The 22,488-nt window shown below is 35.3% G+C and carries 14 protein-coding genes; all 14 read left to right on the top strand.

Annotated elements, in window-relative coordinates; genetic code table 11:
* The first annotated feature begins 107 nt into the window (after window positions 1-107).
* The 14 genes from B6A10_RS07175 to B6A10_RS07110 all read left to right on the top strand — a co-directional run bounded on the left by B6A10_RS07175 (window position 108) and on the right by B6A10_RS07110 (window position 22,284).
* Window positions 108-1,676 (top strand): IPT/TIG domain-containing protein, encoded by a 1,569-nt coding sequence (locus B6A10_RS07175; protein ID WP_188220322.1) that lies wholly within the window; start codon window positions 108-110, stop codon window positions 1,674-1,676.
* A gap of 84 nt (window positions 1,677-1,760) precedes the next feature.
* Window positions 1,761-3,032: an alginate lyase family protein gene (locus B6A10_RS07170; RefSeq protein ID WP_188220321.1), complete on the top strand. Its 1,272-nt coding sequence runs from the start codon at window positions 1,761-1,763 to the stop codon at window positions 3,030-3,032.
* 423 nt (window positions 3,033-3,455) lie between these two features.
* Window positions 3,456-6,245: a heparinase II/III domain-containing protein gene (locus B6A10_RS07165; RefSeq protein WP_188220320.1), complete on the top strand. Its 2,790-nt coding sequence runs from the start codon at window positions 3,456-3,458 to the stop codon at window positions 6,243-6,245.
* The gene (locus tag B6A10_RS07160; protein ID WP_188220319.1) at window positions 6,242-8,179 is read left to right on the top strand and encodes an alpha/beta fold hydrolase; all 1,938 of its coding nucleotides are present in this window, start codon (window positions 6,242-6,244) and stop codon (window positions 8,177-8,179) included. Before B6A10_RS07165 ends, B6A10_RS07160 begins: the two co-directional genes overlap by 4 nt.
* A 7-nt stretch (window positions 8,180-8,186) precedes the next feature.
* On the top strand, window positions 8,187-9,635 hold the full coding sequence (locus B6A10_RS07155; RefSeq protein WP_238929371.1) for a glycosyl hydrolase family 28 protein: 1,449 nt from the start codon (window positions 8,187-8,189) through the stop codon (window positions 9,633-9,635).
* A gap of 10 nt (window positions 9,636-9,645) precedes the next feature.
* Entirely contained in the window at window positions 9,646-10,848 is a 1,203-nt protein-coding gene (locus B6A10_RS07150; protein WP_188220318.1) for a DUF4861 family protein, read from the top strand.
* 13 nt (window positions 10,849-10,861) lie between these two features.
* Complete coding sequence (locus B6A10_RS07145) at window positions 10,862-12,532, top strand: glycoside hydrolase family 43 protein (RefSeq protein WP_188220317.1); 1,671 nt, start codon at window positions 10,862-10,864, stop codon at window positions 12,530-12,532.
* An 11-nt stretch (window positions 12,533-12,543) separates the two neighbouring features.
* On the top strand, window positions 12,544-14,493 hold the full coding sequence (locus tag B6A10_RS07140; protein ID WP_188220316.1) for a glycoside hydrolase family 97 protein: 1,950 nt from the start codon (window positions 12,544-12,546) through the stop codon (window positions 14,491-14,493).
* Window positions 14,494-14,503: 10 nt separating this feature from the next.
* Window positions 14,504-16,102 (top strand): hypothetical protein, encoded by a 1,599-nt coding sequence (locus B6A10_RS07135; protein ID WP_188220315.1) that lies wholly within the window; start codon window positions 14,504-14,506, stop codon window positions 16,100-16,102.
* A gap of 294 nt (window positions 16,103-16,396) precedes the next feature.
* Window positions 16,397-18,313, top strand: coding sequence for a glycoside hydrolase family 127 protein (locus B6A10_RS07130; RefSeq protein ID WP_188220314.1), 1,917 nt, complete (start codon window positions 16,397-16,399; stop codon window positions 18,311-18,313).
* A 22-nt stretch (window positions 18,314-18,335) separates the two neighbouring features.
* Window positions 18,336-19,580: a glycoside hydrolase family 88 protein gene (locus B6A10_RS07125; RefSeq protein WP_188220313.1), complete on the top strand. Its 1,245-nt coding sequence runs from the start codon at window positions 18,336-18,338 to the stop codon at window positions 19,578-19,580.
* A gap of 42 nt (window positions 19,581-19,622) precedes the next feature.
* Entirely contained in the window at window positions 19,623-20,948 is a 1,326-nt protein-coding gene (locus tag B6A10_RS07120; RefSeq protein WP_188220312.1) for a sugar porter family MFS transporter, read from the top strand.
* A gap of 30 nt (window positions 20,949-20,978) precedes the next feature.
* On the top strand, window positions 20,979-21,764 hold the full coding sequence (locus B6A10_RS07115; RefSeq protein WP_188220311.1) for a gluconate 5-dehydrogenase: 786 nt from the start codon (window positions 20,979-20,981) through the stop codon (window positions 21,762-21,764).
* On the top strand, window positions 21,757-22,284 hold the full coding sequence (locus tag B6A10_RS07110) for a cupin domain-containing protein (RefSeq protein ID WP_238929370.1): 528 nt from the start codon (window positions 21,757-21,759) through the stop codon (window positions 22,282-22,284). The genes B6A10_RS07115 and B6A10_RS07110 overlap by 8 nt, the downstream gene beginning before the upstream one ends.
* The last annotated feature ends 204 nt before the right edge of the window (window positions 22,285-22,488 follow it).

Below are 22,488 nucleotides of genomic sequence, written 5' to 3'. Positions count from 1 at the left end.
TTTTTATTCAACCATACAGATTTAAATCTGTATGGTTTATTTAAGGTCTTTGTTTACATTGTCTATAAAACAAAGATTAATTGGTGAAAAAAATAAAACTATAAATTATGAAGAAAAATATATTATACAAATCAATCATTATAAGTTTTATGATGATTTTTAGCTTGTCTTTTTTTACATCATGTGAAGAAGGTCCAAATTTTAAAATTGAGGAATATCCGGATTTTACCATTGAAAGTTTCAGCCCAATGGCGGCAAGACCAGGTACTCAGGTTACCATAAACGGTTCCAATTTTGGGGAGTTAAAAGGAGCAGTTACAGTCTATTTTAATGATGTTGCTACAATTCAGGCAGATATAGTAAGCGTTACAGATGGTCAGATAATTGTTATAGTTCCGGCAAACGCATCTACTGGAAAAATAAGCGTCAAAATTTGGAAAAATATAAAAGAGTTTGAAGATTCATTCGAGTTTATTCCAGGAGCTAAAATTACTTCAGTTGACAAGGAACGTGTAAAAGCAGGAGATGTTGTTACAATTACAGGTGAAAATTTTGGAAGCAATGTAAATGATGTACACATCTTTATTGGTACTGTTGAAACAGAAATTACTTCTGTAACGGATACCAAGATACAATTTACAGTACCGGATACCGAATCAGGTAATATTTTATTAAATATTGGAGGACAAGAAGTTCAAAGTATATTTTTATTAATAGGAGATGATTTGCTTACAGGAAAACTTATAGGCCATACTGGCTCATGGGGAAATAATTCAGCAACAACAATTGCAGCTGCTGTAGATGGAAATATTGATACTTTTGTTGATGCTCCAACTTCATCAGGCTATGTAGGTTATGATGTTGGATCTGGTAAACAGGCTTCTTTAACTTCAGTTCGATATGTACCTCGTACCTCTCATCCTCAAAGAATGATAGGTGGTGAGATCCGTGGTGCCAATGATCCTACATTAATTGATGCCGTTACCTTATACACAATTACACAACAACCAGCAACTGGTGTTTATACTAATGTAAATATCAACACGAATCAAAATTTCCGTTATATTTATTATTATTCACCTAATGGAAGTTGTAATATCGCAGAAATTGAATTTTACGGAAATCTTGTAGATGCAACAATCCCTGCAGGTAAATATATTTTTGAGTTCAATGATCCTGCTGCTACAGGAGATTGGCTGGCAATTACTTCAGGTTCTACCAATGTGATTGCTGATGGTAAGTTGAAAGTAACTTTTAATCCGGCACAATTAGGAACTTCTGCCAGTAAACGTCGTGCAGATTTGGCTTATATTGTTAATGGTACATTAAATGGTGTTTCAAAAGCAGCTTGGGTACAGTCTCCTGACTACCCTATTCTGGCAATGAAGATTGCTTTTACACCAACTGGAAGTTATAAACCGGTTTCGGGTAATATAATATTAGATATTGCCTTAGGTGCTAATGTGGGTAATAATAAATATAAAACGGATTATGCTGCTAAAAATGTGATTTATTATGACATGTCTGCTGATTATGCAGCAAATACTTCTCTAGCAACAAGACAGTTTAAAATAGCTGATATTGTAGGTGATGAAACAGGTTATGAAGTAGACTGGATTAGAACCTTTAAAAATACTACCGAATTAGAGGCTTTTATGACTTATATGAAATATTAATTTATAAGTAAGGTTTAAAACATTTTATAAAGAAGATAGGTCATTTATGATCTATCTTCCTATTTTAATTTTAATTATTTTATTATGAAAACTTTAACTACAGTTTTTAAGTTTGTTTTGTTGATTACTGCTATTAGTTGTAGTAGTGCCGATTCTTCATCAACAGAAGAAACAAAACCACCAGTAGTGACTCCACCAGTAGTGACTCCAATTCCAATTAATCCTAATAAAACTTTCACACACCCAGGATTATTACATACACAAGCTGATTTTGACCGAATGAAGGCAAAAGTAAATGCTAGTGCTGAACCTTGGTTATCAGGATGGAACAAATTAATTGCCAATTCTCACTCTCAATTAACATATACTCCAAATCCGGTTGTGAAGTTGATTAGAGGAGGGAATTCAGCCGAGGAACCAAGTCCGGACAATTACAGCAGAGCTATGAATGATGCAGCAGCTGCCTATCAAACCGCTATTCGTTGGAAAATTACCGGGGATAATGCCTATGCTGATAAGTCAATTCAAATTATGAATGCATGGGCTTCTACTTGTACCAGTCTTTCAGGTAATTCTAATATTGTTTTAGGAGCTGGCATTTATGGCTATCAATTTGCTAATGCTGCCGAAATTATGCGTACTTATAGCGGTTGGACTGCTACTGATTTTAATAAATTTAAAAAGTGGCTTGTCGATTTGTTTTTACCTATAAGTAAAGACTTTTTGGTAAGACACAATGGTACTTGTATTTCACATTATTGGGCCAATTGGGATTTATGTAGTATTTTAAATGTAATGTCAATAGGTGTATTGACTGATGATGCGAGTCTTTACAATACTGCTATTACTTATCTTAATGAAGGACAAGGTAATGGTCAATTATTAAAAGTAATTTGGTATGATCATAAAGATGGAACGGCTCAGGTTCAGGAAGCCGGACGAGATCAAGGACATGCACTATTGTGTATCGGTTTTTTAGCGGATATTGCTCAAAGTACCTGGAATCAGGGTGATGATGTATACGGATATAATAATAATTGGATTCTTAAAGGTGCTGAATATGAAGCAAAATATAATTTTATTACTCAGTCAGTTCCATTTGAGCCCTATAATAATTGTGATAATGTAAATCATACTGTGATTAGTAATGCTGGTAGAGGTGAAATACGTCCAATATGGGCGGGAATTTACAATCATTATGTGAAACGTAAAGGTTTGTCTGAAACTACAGATGTTAAATATGTTTCTCTTGTTAAAAATGTGGTGCGACCAGAAGGTGGAGGAGGAGATTATGGTCCTAATAGTGGAGGATTTGATTCTTTAGGTTTTGGAACCTTATTGTATACTTTAGAATAGAATTGATTAATTGAAGTGTTAGAAATTGACCTCATTAGGATTTAAGCTAATGAGGTTTTTTTATAAAAGCTAATATGGTGAAAAAAGGATAATAGTACTTTAAAACCCGATCTTTATAAGGGTTTCAACGTATTTTGGTTGATAATTTATACTAAATGCACCATGAGTTATCTTGAAAAAGCGCTATTCTTACTAATATTGAAAAAGTTTAGAAACTGATTTTTAAGTTTTTCTAAAATCATTAATGAGTTTTCAAAAAAATAATAAAATCCACGTTTAAATTTATTCGGAAGAAAAAATGTGTACAATACAAATTTTGGTTAGTTTGTAATTAGTTTGATTAGTGTGCAGTAAGGTTGCTGGGTGGTTTTCAGCAACCTTTAATCAAATTTTTATAACTTACTTAAATATAAAATAATTACTATGCGAAATAAAATTCTGTCGTTTCTTTTTCTGTTGTTTTCTGTAAGTAATGCGGAATCTCAAAATTTGCCTGTTCCTCAAAATATAGGCTCACAACATCCCCGTGTTTTTGGGAAAGATATGTCATTGAATCAGCTAAAAGAGCTGGTACAAAAGGAAGATTGGGCAGCGGCAATAATTACTAAAACTAAAAATAATGTTGCGCCTTATCTTGAGCATTATAAAAGAGATAAAACCTGGTTAGTTTCCAGATTACAAATGTATTGGAAGACAAAATCAACACAGGTATATATTAATGGAGGAAAATACGATCATGCAGAAGGAGAAGCACCGGTTCCAACAGTAAAGTTCATTGGCGGACGTGGTACACCTTCAAGCTATAGAACTCCAAAATTAGAAGATATTAAGCCCTACATGGATGATCCAAGAGGTTTGTATCTTCAAAATAGTACAACAAATGTATGGGAATGGGGACCTATTGTTGCTACATCTGGAATTGTAAATTCAATCAATAGACAAATTTTAACTATTGCCCGTGATGCCGCATTTATGTACTGGTATTCTGGAGATGAAGAGTATGCAAATTTAGCATACAATGTTCTGGATACGTATTTAAAAGGGGTTTATTATTTGAATGAACCTATTGATTTAAGTCATGGACACCATCAAACTTTAGTTAGTTACATTCAATTTGAAGTTATTCAGGATCATATATTAAATGAAATTACCCAATGTTACGACTTTTTACATGATTTTATTGGGGCTAAAAATCCGGAAAGTATAACAATTTATGACGCTACCTTGCAAAAATGGGCAGATTTACAAATTAAAAACGGAGTAAGTTTTAATAACTGGAATTTGTTAGAAGCGGCTCATATTTCGCACATCGCTTTGGTTTTAGAAAACAATTCAGCTTATAAAAACGGAAAAGGGGCGCAGTATTATCTGGATCAAATTATGAATCAAAGCTCAACTCGACAATGGTCAATGAATAAATTGATGGATTATGGTTACGATAAAACTACCGGAGTTTGGAATGAAAGCCCAGGCTATTCCATGAATGTTTTAAGTGATTTTATTTCGTTTGCCGAGTTTTACGACCGTAATTTTGATATCGATTTGTTAAAAGAAATGCCAATTTTAAAGCAGGCGGTAAAATCCAGTGTACAATATCTTTATCCTAATAAATATATGGTTTCTTTCGGGGATGGACATTACAATAAATTGCGAAAAGAGCCTCTGCTTTATAGTATCGAAAATGCGCAGAAATATGGTAAGAAAGCCGATGAGGAATATTTTACCAAAATGTATCAAACGATTTATAGTGACGAAACAAGAGAAGGAAAATATATTGGGAAAAATATTCAGGATCTTTTTATAGAAAAAAACTTAGTATTTGATAAAAATAGTGCAGCCGGTAAATTAACCGATTTTACTACTCCTTTATTTTATGTGCCTCATAACAGCTGGTTGGTACAACGTCAGGGTGAAGGAGATTCTGCTTTAATGATTAGTCAAATTGGATCCTTAGGAAATCATATGCATTCTAATGGTATTGCGATGGAATTGTATGGGAAAGGTTTACCGTTAGCTCCCGAAATGGGACATGGATCTAGCTATTTTTCTATAGAATATGCCGAATATTATACGCAATTTCCTGCTCATAATACAGTTATCGTTAATGGTAAATCTAAGTATCCCGAAATGAAAAGCAATCATGCCTTTAGTTTGAATGCTGCCTATCCTAAAAGCGGTATTACTAAAGGAATTGTTCCGGGAATTACTTTTTCTGATGTTTCTTTCTTTGAGCCTGAAACTTATAGCGATCAGCGCAGAGTTATGGGAATTGTAAAAGACAATGAAGAAGAGGGTTATTATATTGATATTTTTCGCTCCAATCAGAAAGATGGTAATAACATAAAGAATGAATATTTTTTCCATAATCTGGGACAAAATTTAGAATTGACTGCAATAAATGGAATTCCATTAGATTTAAAACCTACCACAAAATTAGCTTTTGGTGATGGGGACTTAATGGCTTACGATTATATGTGGGATAAAATGTCAATGGAAACCAATCAGGATTTTAAAGGGAAATTTAACCTAGCTTTAAAAGATAAAATCGTAAACATGAATCTTTGGTTTCAAGGGCAATCAGACAGAGAAGTTTTCTCAGTGCTTTCTCCGAAATCTACCGCTTTATCTCATGGTTTATTGCCGGATGATATTAACAAAAGTCCAATTCCAACATTGGTTGTGAGACAAAACGGTGAAGCTTGGAATCGTCCTTTTGTAGCCATTTATGAACCTGCTTTGAATAATGAAACTAATATTCAATCGGTGGATTATTTTGGAAAAAATGAGTTTGTAGGGATTCATGTGACTAATAAATCAGGAAGAGAAGATTTTATTTTTTCGAATACTACTACCAATGAAAAAATGAATTTTAATTTATTTTCAGTTACGGGAACTTATGGAATAATCAGTAAAAAAGCAGCTGATTTTACACTCTTTTTAGGTAATGGGAAAAACATTTCAAATGGAAAATATTCGTTGGATTTAGGCAATGACGTGGCTTCTGCGGTTTTGAAAAATGAAAACGGAGAATTGTATTTTAGTTCAGATGTAGCTGTAACGCTTTCAATTGTTGCAGAAGGAAAAATCAAGAACGGAATTATAACCGATGCAGCTGGAACAAAATATGAAGGGATTTATAATAAAAAGGAGAAAACGCAAAGTTTTAAGTTGCCTGCATTATCGTATCAAAAAATTAAAATTGATATGAAATGATAAAAGTGTTAGATAAGGTATTTGTTAAAGTTTATGAAGCTGCAATATTGATTCTTTTGTTATCAGCTTGTAGTAATTTATTCGGGCAAAGGCATCAACAAAAAAAACACAGAGATTATGATTTTTCGCCTATTGAAAAGAAAATTCAAACTTGGGTGGACAGCAGTTATTATGATGGAGCGTCTATTTTAGTTTCTAAAAATGACAAAGTTGTTTATGAAAAATATTTTGGGAATTATAATAGGGATACTCAGGTGTTTATTGCCTCTGCCGGAAAATGGCTGGCTGCAGCAACAATAGCTTCGGTGGTCGAAAAAACAAATCTTTCCTGGGATGATAAGGTGAATAAATGGTTGCCGGAGTTTAAGGATGTTAAGGGGCAAGCAACTTTAAGACAGCTTTTTTCCCATACTTCCGGTTTTCCGGATTACCAGCCTAAGGATTCAGTTACAGATAATTACCAAACTTTAGAAGAGTCGGTTAAACACATTGTTAATTTACCCGCTAATGCCGAGCCGGGAAGTGTTTTTCATTATGGAGGATTGGCAATGCAGGTAGCAGGCAGAATGGCCGAATTAGCGACGGGCAAAGATTTTGAAACTATTTTTTTAGAAAATATAGCTAATCCATTAGAAATGAAAAATACTCATTTCGTTCCTGTGGATGAAAGTGGAGGCCATAGTCCCATGTTGGGAGGAGGAGCGAAAAGTACACTTTATGATTACGCTCATTTTTTAGAAATGATTAGTCATGACGGGAATTATAAAGGAAAACAAATTTTAAGTGTTGCGTCTGTCGCAGAGATGCAGGCCGACCAAATTGGGAGTGCCAAAGTTGCAAGTCACGAATATGTAGAAAGAGTACGGGCTGAAAAACATAACGGAGTATACGGATTTGGTGAATGGAGAGAAGAATTGGAAGCAAATGGAAAAGCAGTTTTAATAAGCAGTCCCAGTTGGGCAGGTGCTTATCCCTGGATTGACAAAACGACGAATACGTATGGTTTTTTTCTGACTCATGTAAATGTGGTAAAAGCCAATTTAGGGGGCTTTTCTTCTTTTTATAATAGTCCTGTATTGCCTATTATGGTCAGAGACGTTTATAAAAATGCTTCATTACCCCTAAAAGTAAAAACAGGCTTTGTTGAGGTAGGAAATGCAAAACTGTATTATGAAGAATTAGGAAAAGGGGAACCATTGATTTTTATCCACGGCCACTCTTTTGATCATAGCGAATGGGATCCTCAGTTTTTTGAATTTGCCAAAAAGTACAGAGTCATTCGATATGATTGTAAGGGGTATGGTTATTCAGATATGCCAAAAGAAGGACTTGAATTTCTTCATGTAGAAGACCTTTTGAAAGTAATGGATTATCTAAAAATTAAAAAAGCGCATTTGGTCGGACTTTCTATGGGAGGTTTTATAGCGACAGATTTTCTCGCCTTACATCAAGACCGACTTTTGTCAGTTACCATGGCTAGTGGTGGTGTTTTTCCGGTTCCCGGACCATCTGAACCTTGGACAAAAGAACAACTGCTTGTTAGAAGAGCTGAAATTGAAAAGATGGAAAAGGCAGGAACGATGAACCAAAAATGGGAATGGTTAAATGCATTGATGCGAAAAGGAGGAAGTAATCTGGAGCAGATAAGAAGAGCTGTTTGGGATATGATTTACAAATGGGATCAATGGCAGCCTTTGCATGTTGAACCTCGTTTAGTACTGGGGAATGATGTGATTCCTTTGCTAAAGAAGCAAAAAATAACGGTTCCGGTGATGGTTTTAACGGGAGAAGTTGATAAAAATAATCGCAATAAGTTGTTAGAATGCGTGCCTGCTGCCAAACAAGTAATTGTACCCAATGCAGGACATGTGAGTAATCTGGAAAATCCGGAGGCTTTTAATCGATTAGTTATGGAGTTTTTAAAAAATAAATAAAAAAATAATGGTATTTAAAGAAAAATTTTGGTCACTAACTACAATGCTACTATTAGTATTCTGCGGAACATTTAAAACGACTGCTCAGGAATTAGTAGTTTATAAAACAACTGATGCTATTTTAAAAAGCATGCACAATGATGATTTTTCAGTAAAGGTTAGAAAACCGGGCGGTGAGTGGAAAGATTTGTTTGAGTATGGAATAAAAGTAGATCAGGTAGTAGGCACCGGACATTCGGTACAAAATGCTTCGATGGCATCTTTTGATTTTTCGGGCAAAGTTGAAGTAGCGGTAACTCTAAATAAAGGGAATATCAATTCAGCAAGAGTTCGTCCGCTATCGAAAGGAATTAAAACTCAAATCGACAAAAACACTTTGTATTTTACTTTAACAAATCCAGCGAATCTTTCAGTAGAAATCAACGATGATATTTTTCATAACCTGCATCTGTTTGCAAATCCAATTGAGAAAGATGTACCAAATCCTAAAGATCCAAATGTCATCTATTTTGGCCCTGGTATTCATGAAATTCCAAATCAAATATTAAAAGTACCATCTAATAAAACTCTTTATTTAGCCGGTGGTGCCGTATTAAAAGGGCAGATATTGATTGACAATGCTCAAAATGTGAAGGTTTGTGGTAGGGGTATTGTCGATCAGGAAGTTAGGTTGGGTGTTAAAATAGCTTTTTCTAAAAATATTACTATTCAGGATATTTTCGCTTCACAATGCTTGACAGGAGAATCGGATAATGTAAGCATCCAAAATGTAAAAACCATCAGCTTTTTTGGTTGGGGAGATGGGATGAATATAATGGCTGCTAATAATGTCTTGTTTGATAGGGTCTTCATCCGTTCTTCTGACGATTGTACTACGGTTTATGGTACTCGTAAAGAGTTTAAAGGCGGTGCAAAAAATATTACGATGCAAAATTCAACACTTTGGGCTGATGTTGGTCATCCTATTTTGATAGGGACACATGGAAATAGTGACAAACCGGATGTGCTGGAAAATCTAATTTATAAAAATATCAATATTTTGGATCATAAAGAAAAACAACAGGATTATCAAGGTTGTATGAGTATCAACGTTGGCGATAATAATCTGGCTAAAAATGTGCTATTTGAGAATATCAGAGTAGAAGATTTCAGAGAAGGTCAATTACTCAATTTAAGAGTATTCTATAATGTCAAGTATTGTACAGCACCTGGCTTGGGTATCGAAAATGTCGTGTTTCGTAATATAGATTATTATGGTCAAAATGCGAATACTTCGATTATTGCCGGTTACAACGAGCAAAGAAAAATTAAGAACATCAGTTTTGAAAATCTGAAAATAAATGGGGTTTTAATTTCTGATGATATGCAAGGAAAACCAAAGTGGTATAAAACTTCTGATATGGCTAACTTTTTTGTTGGAGAACATGTGGAAGGAATCACTTTTAAAACGAATTAAAATAAATAGTATGAGATACAAGCATTTCAAAAGTAGCCTACTGGCAATAAGTTTCTTCCAATTAATATCGTTAACGGCCTGTACAAAAACGGATAAACATGAAGAAATTAATATTGAAATAAAAAACACATTGGGGTTTAGCCGTAATGAAATTATTAGCCTGCATCGTAATAAATTGCACCCCCTTTTAGATAAAAACAATCAAAAAAATATTCGTATCAAGCAGAAGGGAACTAATCAATATTTAGTTACACAATGGGTTGATAATGATGGAGACGGAAAAGGAGACGAGTTGCTTTTTCAGGCAAATGTAGCGGCAAATGCAACGGCAAAATATGTAATTATACTGGATACAATACCGGTTGCCGAGCCAAAGGCGAAAACCTATTCGCGTTTTGTACCGGAACGAATTGACGATTATGCCTGGGAAAACAACAAGGTGGCCTTCAGAGCTTATGGTCCTGTAGCACAACAACTAGTTGAAGAAGGCAAAGAAGGAGGAACACTTTCGAGTGGTATCGACTTATGGTTGAAAAGAGTGGACTATTCTATAATTGACAGTTGGTATAAAAAAAATGTAGCCAATCCGGGATATTACCATATAGAACATGGAGAAGGTTATGACCCTTACCATGTAGGGGCAAGTCGAGGAACAGGAGGAACAGGACTTTGGGAAAAAGATAGTTTATTGGTGTCAAAAAATTATGTGAGTTACAAAACAATAACCACAGGGCCTTTGCGAACCGTTTTTGAATTGACTTATGCTCCTTGGAGTAGTTATGATATTCAGGAAGTGAAAAGAATTTCACTGGATTTGGATTCAAATTTTTCAAAATTTGAAATTAGTTATAGTTCAAATAAAAGGATTCCTAATTACACAGTTGGAATTACGCTTCATGATAAAAAAGGAGAAGTGAACATTAACAAACCTAAAGGATGGTTTCGTCATTGGGAACCAATTGATAGTGCATTTGTAGGAGAAGGAATTGTTTTAAGTCCTAAATTGATTGATACCGCTTTTGTTCATGATTCGAAAACAGCTGATCAAAGTAATTTATTAATTCTGACCAATCCCGATAATAAAATAACGTACTACGCAGGATTTGCCTGGACAGCAAGCACCCAAATAAAAGATGTAATGGATTGGGATGCAATGTTAGAAAAACAGGCTGAAATAATTGCCAATCCATTAGTGATAAAAATTAACAAATAAGTAATACTAAATAATGGATATAAAAAAAATAATTTTCAGATTTAAATACATCTTTTTAGGACTTACAGCTTTCCTATTAGGAAGTTCTAATTCTCTTATAATAGCACAGACACAACAGCAAACTAAAAATTATGTTTCTCAAGTCTGGCAATCAGATAAGGGAGATGGGACTTATACCAATCCCATTTTGTATGCCGATTATTCCGATCCCGATGTAATTCGGGTAAAGGATGATTATTATATGACGGCCAGTAGTTTTAACTGTATTCCGGGTTTACCCATTTTGCACTCAAAAGACTTAGTAAATTGGAAAATCATCAATTATGCGTTGGAAAAACAAATTCCCGAAACGGTTTTTAATATTCCACAACATAGCAAAGGAGTTTGGGCTCCCGCTATCCGATTCCATAAAGGCGAATTTTATATTTATTGGGGAGATCCCGATTTTGGTGTATATATGGTTAAAACCAAAGATATTTATGGCAAATGGTCAACGCCAATATTAGTAATGGCAGGAAAAGGAATCATTGATCCCTGTCCGCTTTGGGAAGGAAATAAGGCCTATTTAATTCATGCCTGGGCTGGAAGTCGTGCCGGTATCAATAGTGTTCTCACAATAAAAGAGATGAATATCGAAGGAACTAAAGTGCTTGATGAAGGTCAAAACGTTTTTGATGGTCATGATAAACACCATACTATGGAAGGTCCAAAATTGTATAAAAAAGACGGCTATTATTACATCTTTGCTCCCGCAGGAGGTGTTGAAACAGGTTGGCAGGTAGTCATGCGTTCAAAAAACATTTACGGCCCTTATGAAGATAAAATCGTATTAGAGCAAGGGAGTACTAATATAAATGGACCGCATCAGGGAGCTTGGGTAACAACTCCTGATAATAACTCCTGGTTTTTACATTTTCAGGATCAGGGCGTTTATGGTCGTGTATTGCACCTGCAACCGATACAATGGAAAGACAATTGGCCACTTATGGGAAAAGATTTTGACGGAAATGGCGTAGGTGAACCAATACTTTCGGGAATCAAACCAGTTGTTGGGAATAATTTACCAATTGTACACCCTGCAGAAAGCGATGAATTTGACAATGGAAAACCGGGCTTACAATGGCAATGGTATGCTAATTCTTCTATAAAATGGAGTGCTCAAATTCCCGGAACAGACTATTTGAGACTTTTTACCATTAGTCAAAAAGAGGAACCTAATCTTTGGAATGTACCCAATCTATTATTGCAAAAACTACCGGCTCCTAATTTTACTGCAATAACCAAAGTGAATTTGACTACTGAATGGGATACTCCAGGCAAAAAAGCAGGCTTATTATTGATGGGGAAATCCTATGCTTATGTAGCAATTGCTTTTCACGATGGAAAGTATTGGGTGCAACAAATTAGTTGCACTAATGCTCATGAAGGCACTTTAGAAAAAGTTATTGAAGAAAGACCTTTAAATTCAAATGAAGTACAATTGTGCATGAATATCACCGCTCCTAATGCTGCCTGCAAGTTTAGTTATAGTGAAAATGGAATTGATTTTATCACAATTGGTCAAGAAGCAATAGCAGAAAAAGATTTATGGATTTCAGCCAAAATAGGAATTTTTGCTCTAAGCCAATCGAATGTAAGAATGGGAGGCTACGCTGATTTTGACTGGTTTAGAATAACAAAATAAATATTGAAGTAATGAAATTATTTAAAATTTATACAATAGGCGTTTTGCTTTGTTGTACAGTAACAATAAAAGCACAATCAATCCTTCAGGAAACAGTGCAAAACCTAAAGTCTCCTGATGGAGCTTATGATTTTACTTTTTATCAAAAAAAAGGGAATGCAGGCGAAAAACAAATGTATTACAGTCTGTCATTTAAAGGAAAAAAAGTGGTGTTAGAGTCAGAATTGGGAATATTGATTGAAAACAATACTTTCGAGTCAGCACTTGGAATTCCTAATGATAACTGTAAAGTTTGGGGTGAAAACCTAAATTTTACAGGCGTACAACTTAATGAGGTAAGTGATTCCTGGAAACCCGTGTATGGTGAAAATGCAATTATTCAAAATAAGTATAACGAAATAACGATAGCCTTTCGAAAAGGAGAAGTAGCAAAAGAAAAGTTAACCGATGGTTACGATAAAAACAAAAGTTACTTTATGAATGTAGTAGTTCGAGCATACAATGAAGGGGTCGCTATTCGATATCATTTTCCAGAGCCTACAAATGGATTATTCCTACATATTGTTGGAGAACAAACCCAGTTTACGATGCCAGAAGGCACTTTGGCTTATTACGAGCCTTGGGCACAAGCTCATTATTCTTTATTGCCGCTTAAAGATTGGAAAGGCCAGAGTGAACGCCCTTTAACAATGAAACTTACAAATGGTTTGTCAGTCGCAATTGCCGAAGCTCAAATGATTGATTATGCCCGAATGAAGTTTAGTTTAAATGCCACAAAACCCAACACCTTACAGGCTACATTATACAGTAGTGTAGATGTAATTCCTGCCTACAGTACTCCTTGGCGCGTGATTATGGCTGCGGAAAAGGATATTGATTTGATAAAAAACAATACAATCATTTTGAATCTAAATCCTGAAAATCAAATTAAGGATATTTCTTGGATTAAACCGGGAAAAGTAATTCGTGTAGCTAAATTGACTCAGGAAGATGCTAAAAAATGTGTTGATTTTGCTGCCGCACATAGTTTACAATACATCCACTTGGATGCAGGTTGGTACGGACCTGAAATGAAAATGAGTTCTGACGCTACTAAAGTTTCTGAAACCAAAGATTTCAATATGCCGGAATTAACGGCTTACGCCGCTTCAAAAGGAATCGGTTTATGGGTCTATGTGAATCAACGTGCGTTGATTCAGCAATTGGATTCCATTTTACCATTATATAAAAAATGGGGAATCAAAGGGATTAAATTTGGATTTGTTCAGGTGGGAAATCAGCGTTGGTCAACTTGGCTGCATGAAGCCGTTAAAAAATGTGCAGAATACGGTTTAATGGTGGATATACATGATGAATACCGTCCTACCGGTTTTAGCCGTACGTATCCTAATTTAATGACACAGGAAGGAATCCGCGGCAACGAAGAAATGCCGGATGCCAACCATAATACCATTTTGCCTTTTACCCGTTTCTTAGCAGGACCAGCCGATTATACGATTGCGTATTATAGCAAAGCGATTAAAAATACACATGCACACCAATTGGCATTAGCAGCGGTATATTACAGTCCAATTCAATTTATGTATTGGTATGACCAGCCTTCTGCATATCAGGGAGAACCGGAAATTGAGTTTTTTGATCGAGTAAAAGCGGTTTGGGATGAAACCAAAGTAATTAATGGTGAAGTAGGAAAATATATTACAGTTGCCCGAAGAAGTGAAAAAGAATGGTTCGTAGGTACTATTACAAATAATGAAGCTCGTAAAATTATAATTCCAACTGACTTTTTAGTTAAAGGGAAAAAGTATGTGGTAAAATCATTTCAGGATGATGACAAAGTAGCAACGCGTACCAAAGTAGCTGTTGCTGAATTCAAAATTAAAGGAGGAGAAGTTTTGAGTTTTAATCTAAAAGCTTCAGGCGGTGTGGCGTTGATTATTTCTGAAGTTTCTACAAAGTAAATTTTGAAAAATGAGAATTCTAAATTATTTAAATTTTGCTTTGTGTTTCATTTGTCTGAACAGCTATGCGCAGGTTTGGCAATGGAGTACTCCGGTAAAAGGAATGATTTCTGATGAAACCAAGGATCATCCGCAAGCTTATTTATGGATTCCTGAGAATTGCAAGCAGGTCAATGGAATTGTTTTTGGCCAACACAACATGATCGAAGAAGGAATCTTGGAACATGCCTATTTTAGAAAAGTAATGGCCGAAATAGGTTTTGCTGAAGTATGGGTTACGCCGGTAGTGAGTTGGATGTATGATAAAACTAAAGGAGAGGATAAGATAATCTCAGATATGTTCAAAGATTTGGCTGAGGTTTCAGGTTATCAGGAATTAGCTAATGCACCTATTGTACCCATAGGACATTCGGCAATGGCAAGTTTCCCATGGAATTTTGCAGCTTTTAATCCGGAACGAACCTTAGCCTTAGTTTCAATCCATGGCGATGCGCCACAAACGAATCTAACTGGCAATGGTAAACCGAATCCCGATTGGGGTAAGAGAAATATAGATGGAATTCCATCCTTATTCATCATGGGGGAATACGAATGGTGGGAAAAACGCATACAGCCAGCTTATAACTATATTCAAAAACATCCAAAAAGTGTAATTACCTTATTTGCTGATGCCGGTCATGGTCATTTTGATTATTCAGATGCTTTAGTAAAGTATATGGCTGATTTTATTTGCCAAGCTGCAAAAAAGAGAATCCCTACCAAAACAGAATTTAATGAAAAACCACAGCTTAAGCCAATAAATCCCGAATCAGGCTGGTTGATGGACAAATGGAGACAGGATTCTATTCCGCAATCAAAAGCTGCTTCATTTACCACTTTTAAAGGCGACCGAAGAACTGCATCCTGGGTATTTGATAAAAAAATGGCAAAAAATACGGAACAATTTTATGCGCAATCCAGAGGTAAGAAAATGCAATACATTGGTTTAATGCAAAACGGAGAAATAGTGCAGCCAGATAAAACCCATGCTAATTATGCTTTAGCTTTTAAGCCTTTACAAGATGGAGTTTCTTTTACTTTAAAAGCTTTTTTTGCAGATAGCTTAAGGTTAAAACCGGTTTCTGATTTTGCCAAAACACCACTTTCAATTGACCGTATTTGTGGCCCCGTAAAGAAAGTTAATGATACTACTTTCCAAATCAGATTTGATAAATTGGGTTTTAATAATAGCAAACGAAGCAGTGATATTTGGCTTTTGGCACACAATGAAGGGGATGCCGTTTATAAAAGTGCAGTACAGCAGTTGCATTTGCGATTTCCAATTAAAAATCAAGATGGAACACCTCAACAGATTGATTTTGTGTCGATAAATGATGTTGCAATTGGAATAAAAAAAATAGCATTAAATGCAAAATCAAGTACAGGGACAAAAGTAAGTTATTATGTAAAAGAAGGCCCTGCTTATATTGATGACAATATACTGCATTTTACTAAAATACCACCTCGAACCCATTTCCCAATTAAAGTTACCGTGGTAGCCTGGCAATATGGAATTGCAGATCAATTACAATCGGCAGATCCTGTTGAACGAAGTTTTTGGATTAAGTAATAGTTCGCTCCAGCGTATAAAAAAAGAGAAGCAGTTAAGCAACAAAGCTTAACTGCTTTTTTTATATAAATATAACGTGTGATCTGTTAATAGCTGTATTTACTGGTTTTTATTAAAGATAAGAACTATAATTTATAGTGATTGGATTATAATTTATCGTCCGGGAATATTATTCTTAGTAACATTGAATGTTCTTAAGAAGGATCATTTTTGGTTGAAATAAAGAAGAGAAATTTTCCAATAAAAAATGAAAGTCGTTAGAATAATTTTTAAATAAAAAAATATTAAAACAGAATGATTAAGTATTTGATTTTAGCTGTAGGGATGTCAATTAGTATGTATGGGCAATCTCATTATCCGGGTCAGCATGAAGGAAAATTGAAATTAGATGATACTAAAAATGTAAAGGTTTTAGGATTTGATCTTCATGATGTGAAGTTATTGGACAGCCCGTTTAAGGATAATATGCTGCGCGAAAGTAAATGGATCATGGATATTGATGCTAATCGATTGTTGCATAGTTTCAGGAATAATGCGGGAGTTTTTAGCAGTCAGGAAGGTGGTTATTTTACGGTGAATAAATTAGGAGGCTGGGAATCCCTTGACTGTGATTTAAGAGGTCATAGTACGGGGCATATTCTTTCCGGTTTGGCTTTATTATATGCTGCTACGGGAGAGAAAATATACAAAGTCAAAGCGGATAGTTTGGTTACGGGCTTGGTTGAGGTTCAAAAAATATTGAATCAAAAAGGATATTTGAGTGCGTTTCCGCAAAATCTAATAGACCGCGCCATTGCAGGAAAAAGTGTTTGGGCACCTTGGTATACTCAACACAAACTTTTTTCAGGTTTAATCGACCAATATCTTTATTGTGACAGTAAGCCGGCATTAGAAATTGCTAAAGGAATGGCCGATTGGGCTTACGAAAAGTTAAAGCCTTTAACTGATGAAGGACGTAAAAGAATGCTTAGAAATGAGTTTGGGGGAATGAATGATTCTTTTTATGCCTTATATGAAATTACAGGAGACAATAAGTATAAATTCCTTGCCGAATTTTTCTATCACGAAGACGCATTGAATCCGCTTTTGGATAAGGTTGATAATCTCAATAAAAAACATGCCAACACCTATATCCCTAAACTAATAGGTTTGTCACGAAATTATGAATTGGAAGGAGGAAATAAAAACCGTGAAATCCCTGAGTTTTTCTGGAATACTGTTGTCGATCATCACACATTTGTTACGGGGAGTAATAGTGATAAGGAGAAATTTTTTGAACCGGATCATCTTTCAGAGCATTTGAGTGGTTATACCGGAGAGTCTTGTAATGTTTATAATATGCTAAAACTAACCCGTCATTTGTATGGCTATAATCCGCAAATAAAATATGTGGATTATTATGAAAAAGCACTTTACAATCACATTTTGGGGCAGCAGGATCCAAAAACAGGCATGGTAGCTTATTTTCTACCGATGAAACCCGGTGCGCACAAGGTTTACAGTACGCCTGAAAATTCATTTTGGTGTTGTGTGGGAAGTGGTTTTGAAAATCAGGCAAAATATGGGGAGTTTATTTATTATCATGATAAAGGGCTTTATGTGAACCTTTTTATTCCGTCCGAATTGAATTGGAAAGAAAAAGGAATTATCGTAAAACAGGAAACTAGTTTTCCAAATGTAGGAAGTACAAAGCTGACCCTTAGTACTCCTAATCCAGTGAGCATGCCAATTCATATTCGATATCCATCATGGGCGGTAAGTGCAGAAGTAACAGTAAACGGAAAAAAGCAATCGGTTAAATCAAAACCAGGAAATTATATAGTGCTCAACCGAAATTGGAGCGATGGAGATTCTATTGAAGTTTCTTTTGGAATGGAAATAAGTGTAGTGCCAACAATTGATAATCCTAATATAGCGGCAATAACTTACGGACCTGTAGTATTGGCAGGAAAAATGGGAACGGAGGCTATGGCTGAACCCGCACCTTATAGCAATCCAAAGTTGTATAATGATTATTACACTTACGATTATAAGGTTCCAAATAGTCTTTCGAATAAGCTGCCGTTTTCGGCAAAAAAACTTGAAAATAATATTTTAAAGGATAAAGAGAAGACCCTTGAGTTTAAAATAAAAGGAACAGAGAATACTTTGAGCCCTATTTATAATATACATGGAGAAAGGTATATCATCTATTGGAATTTGACAAAATAATAAAGATTTAGCGGAATATATTATGAATTTAAAAAAACAAATTGCAGGCTCCCTTTTTGCAACTTTAATGCTGGTGGGTTGTGGAAGTACTATTACAAATAACAAATCAGATAAAGGATTTGATGTAGATGCACAATTAACTTATTGTGTCAAACAATCTTCAGATGCTTTGAAATTAATACCCAATGATGGCTCATCTATTCCCAGGAATATTGCTCCGGATAGTAAACAATGGAAATATGTGGATTTTACAGACTGGACCAGTGGTTTCTGGCCTGGAGAACTATGGTATTTATACGAATCTACAGGAGATCAAAAATGGGAAACAGCGGCTGATAAATTTACCAATTATTTAGCACCACTTTCTGTTACTCCGGCTCTGGATCACGATTTAGGTTTTCAGGTTTTTACTAGCTATGGTAATGGGTATCGTTTAACTAAAAATCCGGAGTATAAAAAGGTAATTTTAAAAACAGCCGATACATTGGCAACACTTTTTAATCCCAAAGTAGGAACAATTTTGTCCTGGCCAAGAGAAGTTCCCAATATGGAATGGCCACAGCATAATACGATTATGGACAACATGATTAATTTGGAATTGTTGTTTTGGGCTTCTAAAAACGGAGGAAGTAAAAAGTTATACGATATGGCTGTTAGTCATGCTACAGTTACGATGGACAATCATTTCCGACCAGACTATACTTCATATCACGCAGTGGTATATGATAAGGAGACAGGTAAGAAAATAAAAGCGGTTACCCATCAGGGCTATAGTGACAGTAGTATGTGGGCTCGTGGGCAGTCCTGGGCTATTTATGGTTATACCATGGTTTACAGGGAAACTAAAGATCCTAAATTTCTTGATTTCGCTCATAAAGTAACCCGCGTATATTTAGACCGATTGCCAAAGGATTTAATTCCATATTGGGATTTTGATGATCCAACAATTCCCAAAGCACCTAGAGATGCTTCGGCAGCGGCAGTGGTGGCTTCGGCACTCTTGGAATTATCAACTTATACGCAGGATGCTGTTTTAGCTAAAGAATATTTAGATAAGGCCGAAGGAATGCTAAAAGAGCTTTCAGATAGTTACCAAAGCAGAGATAAAAATACTGCATTATTGTTACATTCTACAGGACATAAACCGGCTGGTTCCGAAATCGATTATTCGATTATTTACGCCGATTATTATTATGTAGAAGCCTTATTAAGGTATAAAAAAATGAAAGCAGGTAATGCCCCTTTATTGACATCTAGCTTTGACTAAAAATAAATAAATTATAACCAATCCAAAAAATAAAAATTAAAAATGAACAATAAAAAAATAATATACTGGTCTATAGTTGTAGCCTTAGCCGGTTTTCTATTTGGTTTTGATACCGTAGTAATTTCAGGAGCCGATAAACAATTACAGCAATTATGGAATTCATCTGAATTATATCATGGTTTGGTGGTGATGTCATCAGCACTTTGGGGAACAGTAATAGGTGCTGTTTTTGGTGCTATACCTACAAATGCATTAGGTAGAAAGAAAACTTTAATTTTGATAGGAATTTTATTTTTTCTTTCCGCAGTGGGTACCGCACTGGCTAATGACTCCATCATTTTTTCAATTTTTAGATTCTTAGGAGGATTAGGAATTGGAGCTTCCACGATTGCAGCACCAACCTATGTTTCGGAAATTGCTCCTGCTAAAGACAGAGGGAAATTGGTAGCCTTGTACCAATTTAATATTGTGTTTGGTATTCTAATCGCTTTTTTGTCTAATTATTTGTTGCAGGATATAGGAGAGAATTCCTGGCGTTGGATGTTGGGAGTGCAATCTGCTCCGGCTTTAATTTATACTTTATTAGTTTTTGGAATTCCCGAAAGTCCGCGTTGGATTTATGAATATAAAAAAGACAAAGAGAAAGCGGTTGAAATATTACGTTTGGTGAATACAGAGGAAGAAGTAGCTGAGGAAATAAAAGCTATGGAAAATGAAAAAGGACAAGAAATAGCTGATGAGTCTATTTTTATGAAAAAATATCGCAAACCACTGATGCTGGCTTTTTTCATCGCATTATTCAATCAGTTTTCAGGGATTAATGCTTTCTTGTATTATGCGCCACGTATTTTTGAATTGGCCGGTTTGGAAAAATCAGCATCGTTTTTTAGCAGTATTGGGATTGGAATTGTTAACTTGATTTTTACACTAATAGGTATTTCTTTAATTGATAAGTATGGACGTAAAACGTTGATGTATTTGGGATCTGTTGGTTATATAGTGTCTTTAGGATTAGTAACACTGGCTTTTTATTTTGAGTGGAAAGGTATGGCTGTCCCGGTGTTTTTCTTTTTATTTATCGCTTCTCATGCAGTAGGCCAGGGGTCTGTAATTTGGGTTTTTATATCTGAATTATTCCCAAATAAATTAAGAGCAGCCGGTACTTCTTTTGGAACCTCAGTTCATTGGGTATTGGCAGCTTTAATCCCTTCATTCATTCCGTTTTTGTTTAAAGAAATTGGCTCTACAACAGTGTTTGGTATTTTCTGTCTAATGATGGTTTGGCAATTGCTTTGGGTATTCTTTAAAATGCCGGAAACTAAAGGGAAAACTTTAGAGGAATTGTCAGAAAGTCTGGCAACAAAATAAGTGAAACTAATAACTAATATATAATAAAGAATGACAAATTTATTTAGTCTTGAAGGTAAAACAGCTATGGTTACCGGAGGAATACACGGATTAGGAATGGCAATGGCAGAAGGTTTAGCCAAAGCAGGAGCAGAGTTAATTATTACTAATAATGTGCAGGAACCTTTAGATGTGGCGATTGAACAATACAGAAATGCAGGTTATAAAGCTACTGGATATGTGTTTGATGTAACTGATGAGCTTGATGCTGAAAAGAAAGTGGCAGAGATTGAAGCTAATCACGGTAAAATTGACATTTTAGTGAACAATGCAGGAATTATTATGCGCGTATTAGCTATTGATATGCCAGTTTCTGATTTCAGAAAAGTGATTGATGTGGATTTAGTAGGTCCGTTTATTATGTCAAAATTAGTGGCTAAAGGGATGATTGCCCGTCAGTCTGGAAAGATTATTAATATCTGTTCGATGATGAGTGAGTTAGGGCGTGACAATGTCAGTGCTTATGCTTCAGCTAAAGGAGGTTTAAAAATGTTAACCAGAAACCTTGCGACCGAATGGGCAAAATACAATATTCAGGTAAATGCAATTGGTCCGGGTTATTTTGCGACTTCGCAAACAGCACCAATTCGTGTAGATGGTCATCCCTTCAATGAATTTATTATAGGAAGAACACCTGCAGGTCGTTGGGGTGATCCGGAAGATTTAGCGGGAACAGCAGTTTTCCTGGCTTCTGATGCGAGTAATTTTGTGAACGGTCAGGTGATTTATGTGGATGGTGGAATTTTAGCTACCATCGGAAAACCTTCAAATGAATAGATTAATGGATATTAATACAGATAAAAATAATACTAAAGAGCTGGTTTTTAATCAAATTGAAGCTGAATTAAAAAAAGAAAATTTTACGGTTGTCAAGAAAGATAATTTTAGACCTTGGGGAGGTTTTTTCGTAATTGACGAAGGTCAGGCAGCAGTTTTTGCAGCTAAATATTTTCCACATCTTGAGATGGATTCGATTAAAATTACCAATAAGTTAAGTCCAAAAATTTTAGTGGTGGCTCCAAATAAAAGATTGTCTTGGCAATATCATTTTCGAAGAGCTGAAATTTGGAAAATAGTAGCCGGAATTGTAGGAGTAAAGACCAGTCTGACGGATGAAGAAGGAGATGTACAAAGTCTTGTTCCGGGTGATTTTATCCAAATGGATAAAGGAGAACGTCACCGCTTAATTGGTTTGGATTCCTGGGGTATCGTTGCTGAAATATGGCAACATACCGATCCTGAAAATCCGTCTGATGAGGAAGATATCGTTCGTTTACAAGACGATTTTGGTAGGTAGTTAGCCAATGCTAAATTTTTTAGCTTATTGTTTTGAATAATAAGTTATTAATTTAATTGGGATTTGTTTTAGCAGTTTTTTATAGAATTTATTTTTTGCCCAAATTATATCTGAACAGGATATGATTTGGGCATTTTTTTTAAACAGGATTAATGAAGTTTTGGTAGAAAAGGAGAACCATTAACTTCTTAGTTTTTTTAGTTC

The sequence above is a fragment of the Flavobacterium pokkalii genome (assembly GCF_014596575.1).
GTDB lineage: Bacteria > Bacteroidota > Bacteroidia > Flavobacteriales > Flavobacteriaceae > Flavobacterium > Flavobacterium pokkalii.
The sequence above is the reverse complement of the archived record's forward strand: the minus strand, read 5'-3'. Positions and strand labels throughout refer to the sequence as shown.

Excerpts from the sequence above, each read along its gene's own strand:
- B6A10_RS07175 (WP_188220322.1), top strand. The coding sequence starts at position 108 with ATGAAGAAAAATATATTATACAAATCAATCATTATAAGTTTTATGATG.
- B6A10_RS07170 (WP_188220321.1), top strand. The coding sequence starts at position 1,761 with ATGAAAACTTTAACTACAGTTTTTAAGTTTGTTTTGTTGATTACTGCT.
- B6A10_RS07165 (WP_188220320.1), top strand. The coding sequence starts at position 3,456 with ATGCGAAATAAAATTCTGTCGTTTCTTTTTCTGTTGTTTTCTGTAAGT.
- B6A10_RS07160 (WP_188220319.1), top strand. The coding sequence starts at position 6,242 with ATGATAAAAGTGTTAGATAAGGTATTTGTTAAAGTTTATGAAGCTGCA.
- B6A10_RS07155 (WP_238929371.1), top strand. The coding sequence starts at position 8,187 with ATGGTATTTAAAGAAAAATTTTGGTCACTAACTACAATGCTACTATTA.
- B6A10_RS07150 (WP_188220318.1), top strand. The coding sequence starts at position 9,646 with ATGAGATACAAGCATTTCAAAAGTAGCCTACTGGCAATAAGTTTCTTC.
- B6A10_RS07145 (WP_188220317.1), top strand. The coding sequence starts at position 10,862 with ATGGATATAAAAAAAATAATTTTCAGATTTAAATACATCTTTTTAGGA.
- B6A10_RS07140 (WP_188220316.1), top strand. The coding sequence starts at position 12,544 with ATGAAATTATTTAAAATTTATACAATAGGCGTTTTGCTTTGTTGTACA.
- B6A10_RS07135 (WP_188220315.1), top strand. The coding sequence starts at position 14,504 with ATGAGAATTCTAAATTATTTAAATTTTGCTTTGTGTTTCATTTGTCTG.
- B6A10_RS07130 (WP_188220314.1), top strand. The coding sequence starts at position 16,397 with ATGATTAAGTATTTGATTTTAGCTGTAGGGATGTCAATTAGTATGTAT.
- B6A10_RS07125 (WP_188220313.1), top strand. The coding sequence starts at position 18,336 with ATGAATTTAAAAAAACAAATTGCAGGCTCCCTTTTTGCAACTTTAATG.
- B6A10_RS07120 (WP_188220312.1), top strand. The coding sequence starts at position 19,623 with ATGAACAATAAAAAAATAATATACTGGTCTATAGTTGTAGCCTTAGCC.
- B6A10_RS07115 (WP_188220311.1), top strand. The coding sequence starts at position 20,979 with ATGACAAATTTATTTAGTCTTGAAGGTAAAACAGCTATGGTTACCGGA.
- B6A10_RS07110 (WP_238929370.1), top strand. The coding sequence starts at position 21,757 with ATGAATAGATTAATGGATATTAATACAGATAAAAATAATACTAAAGAG.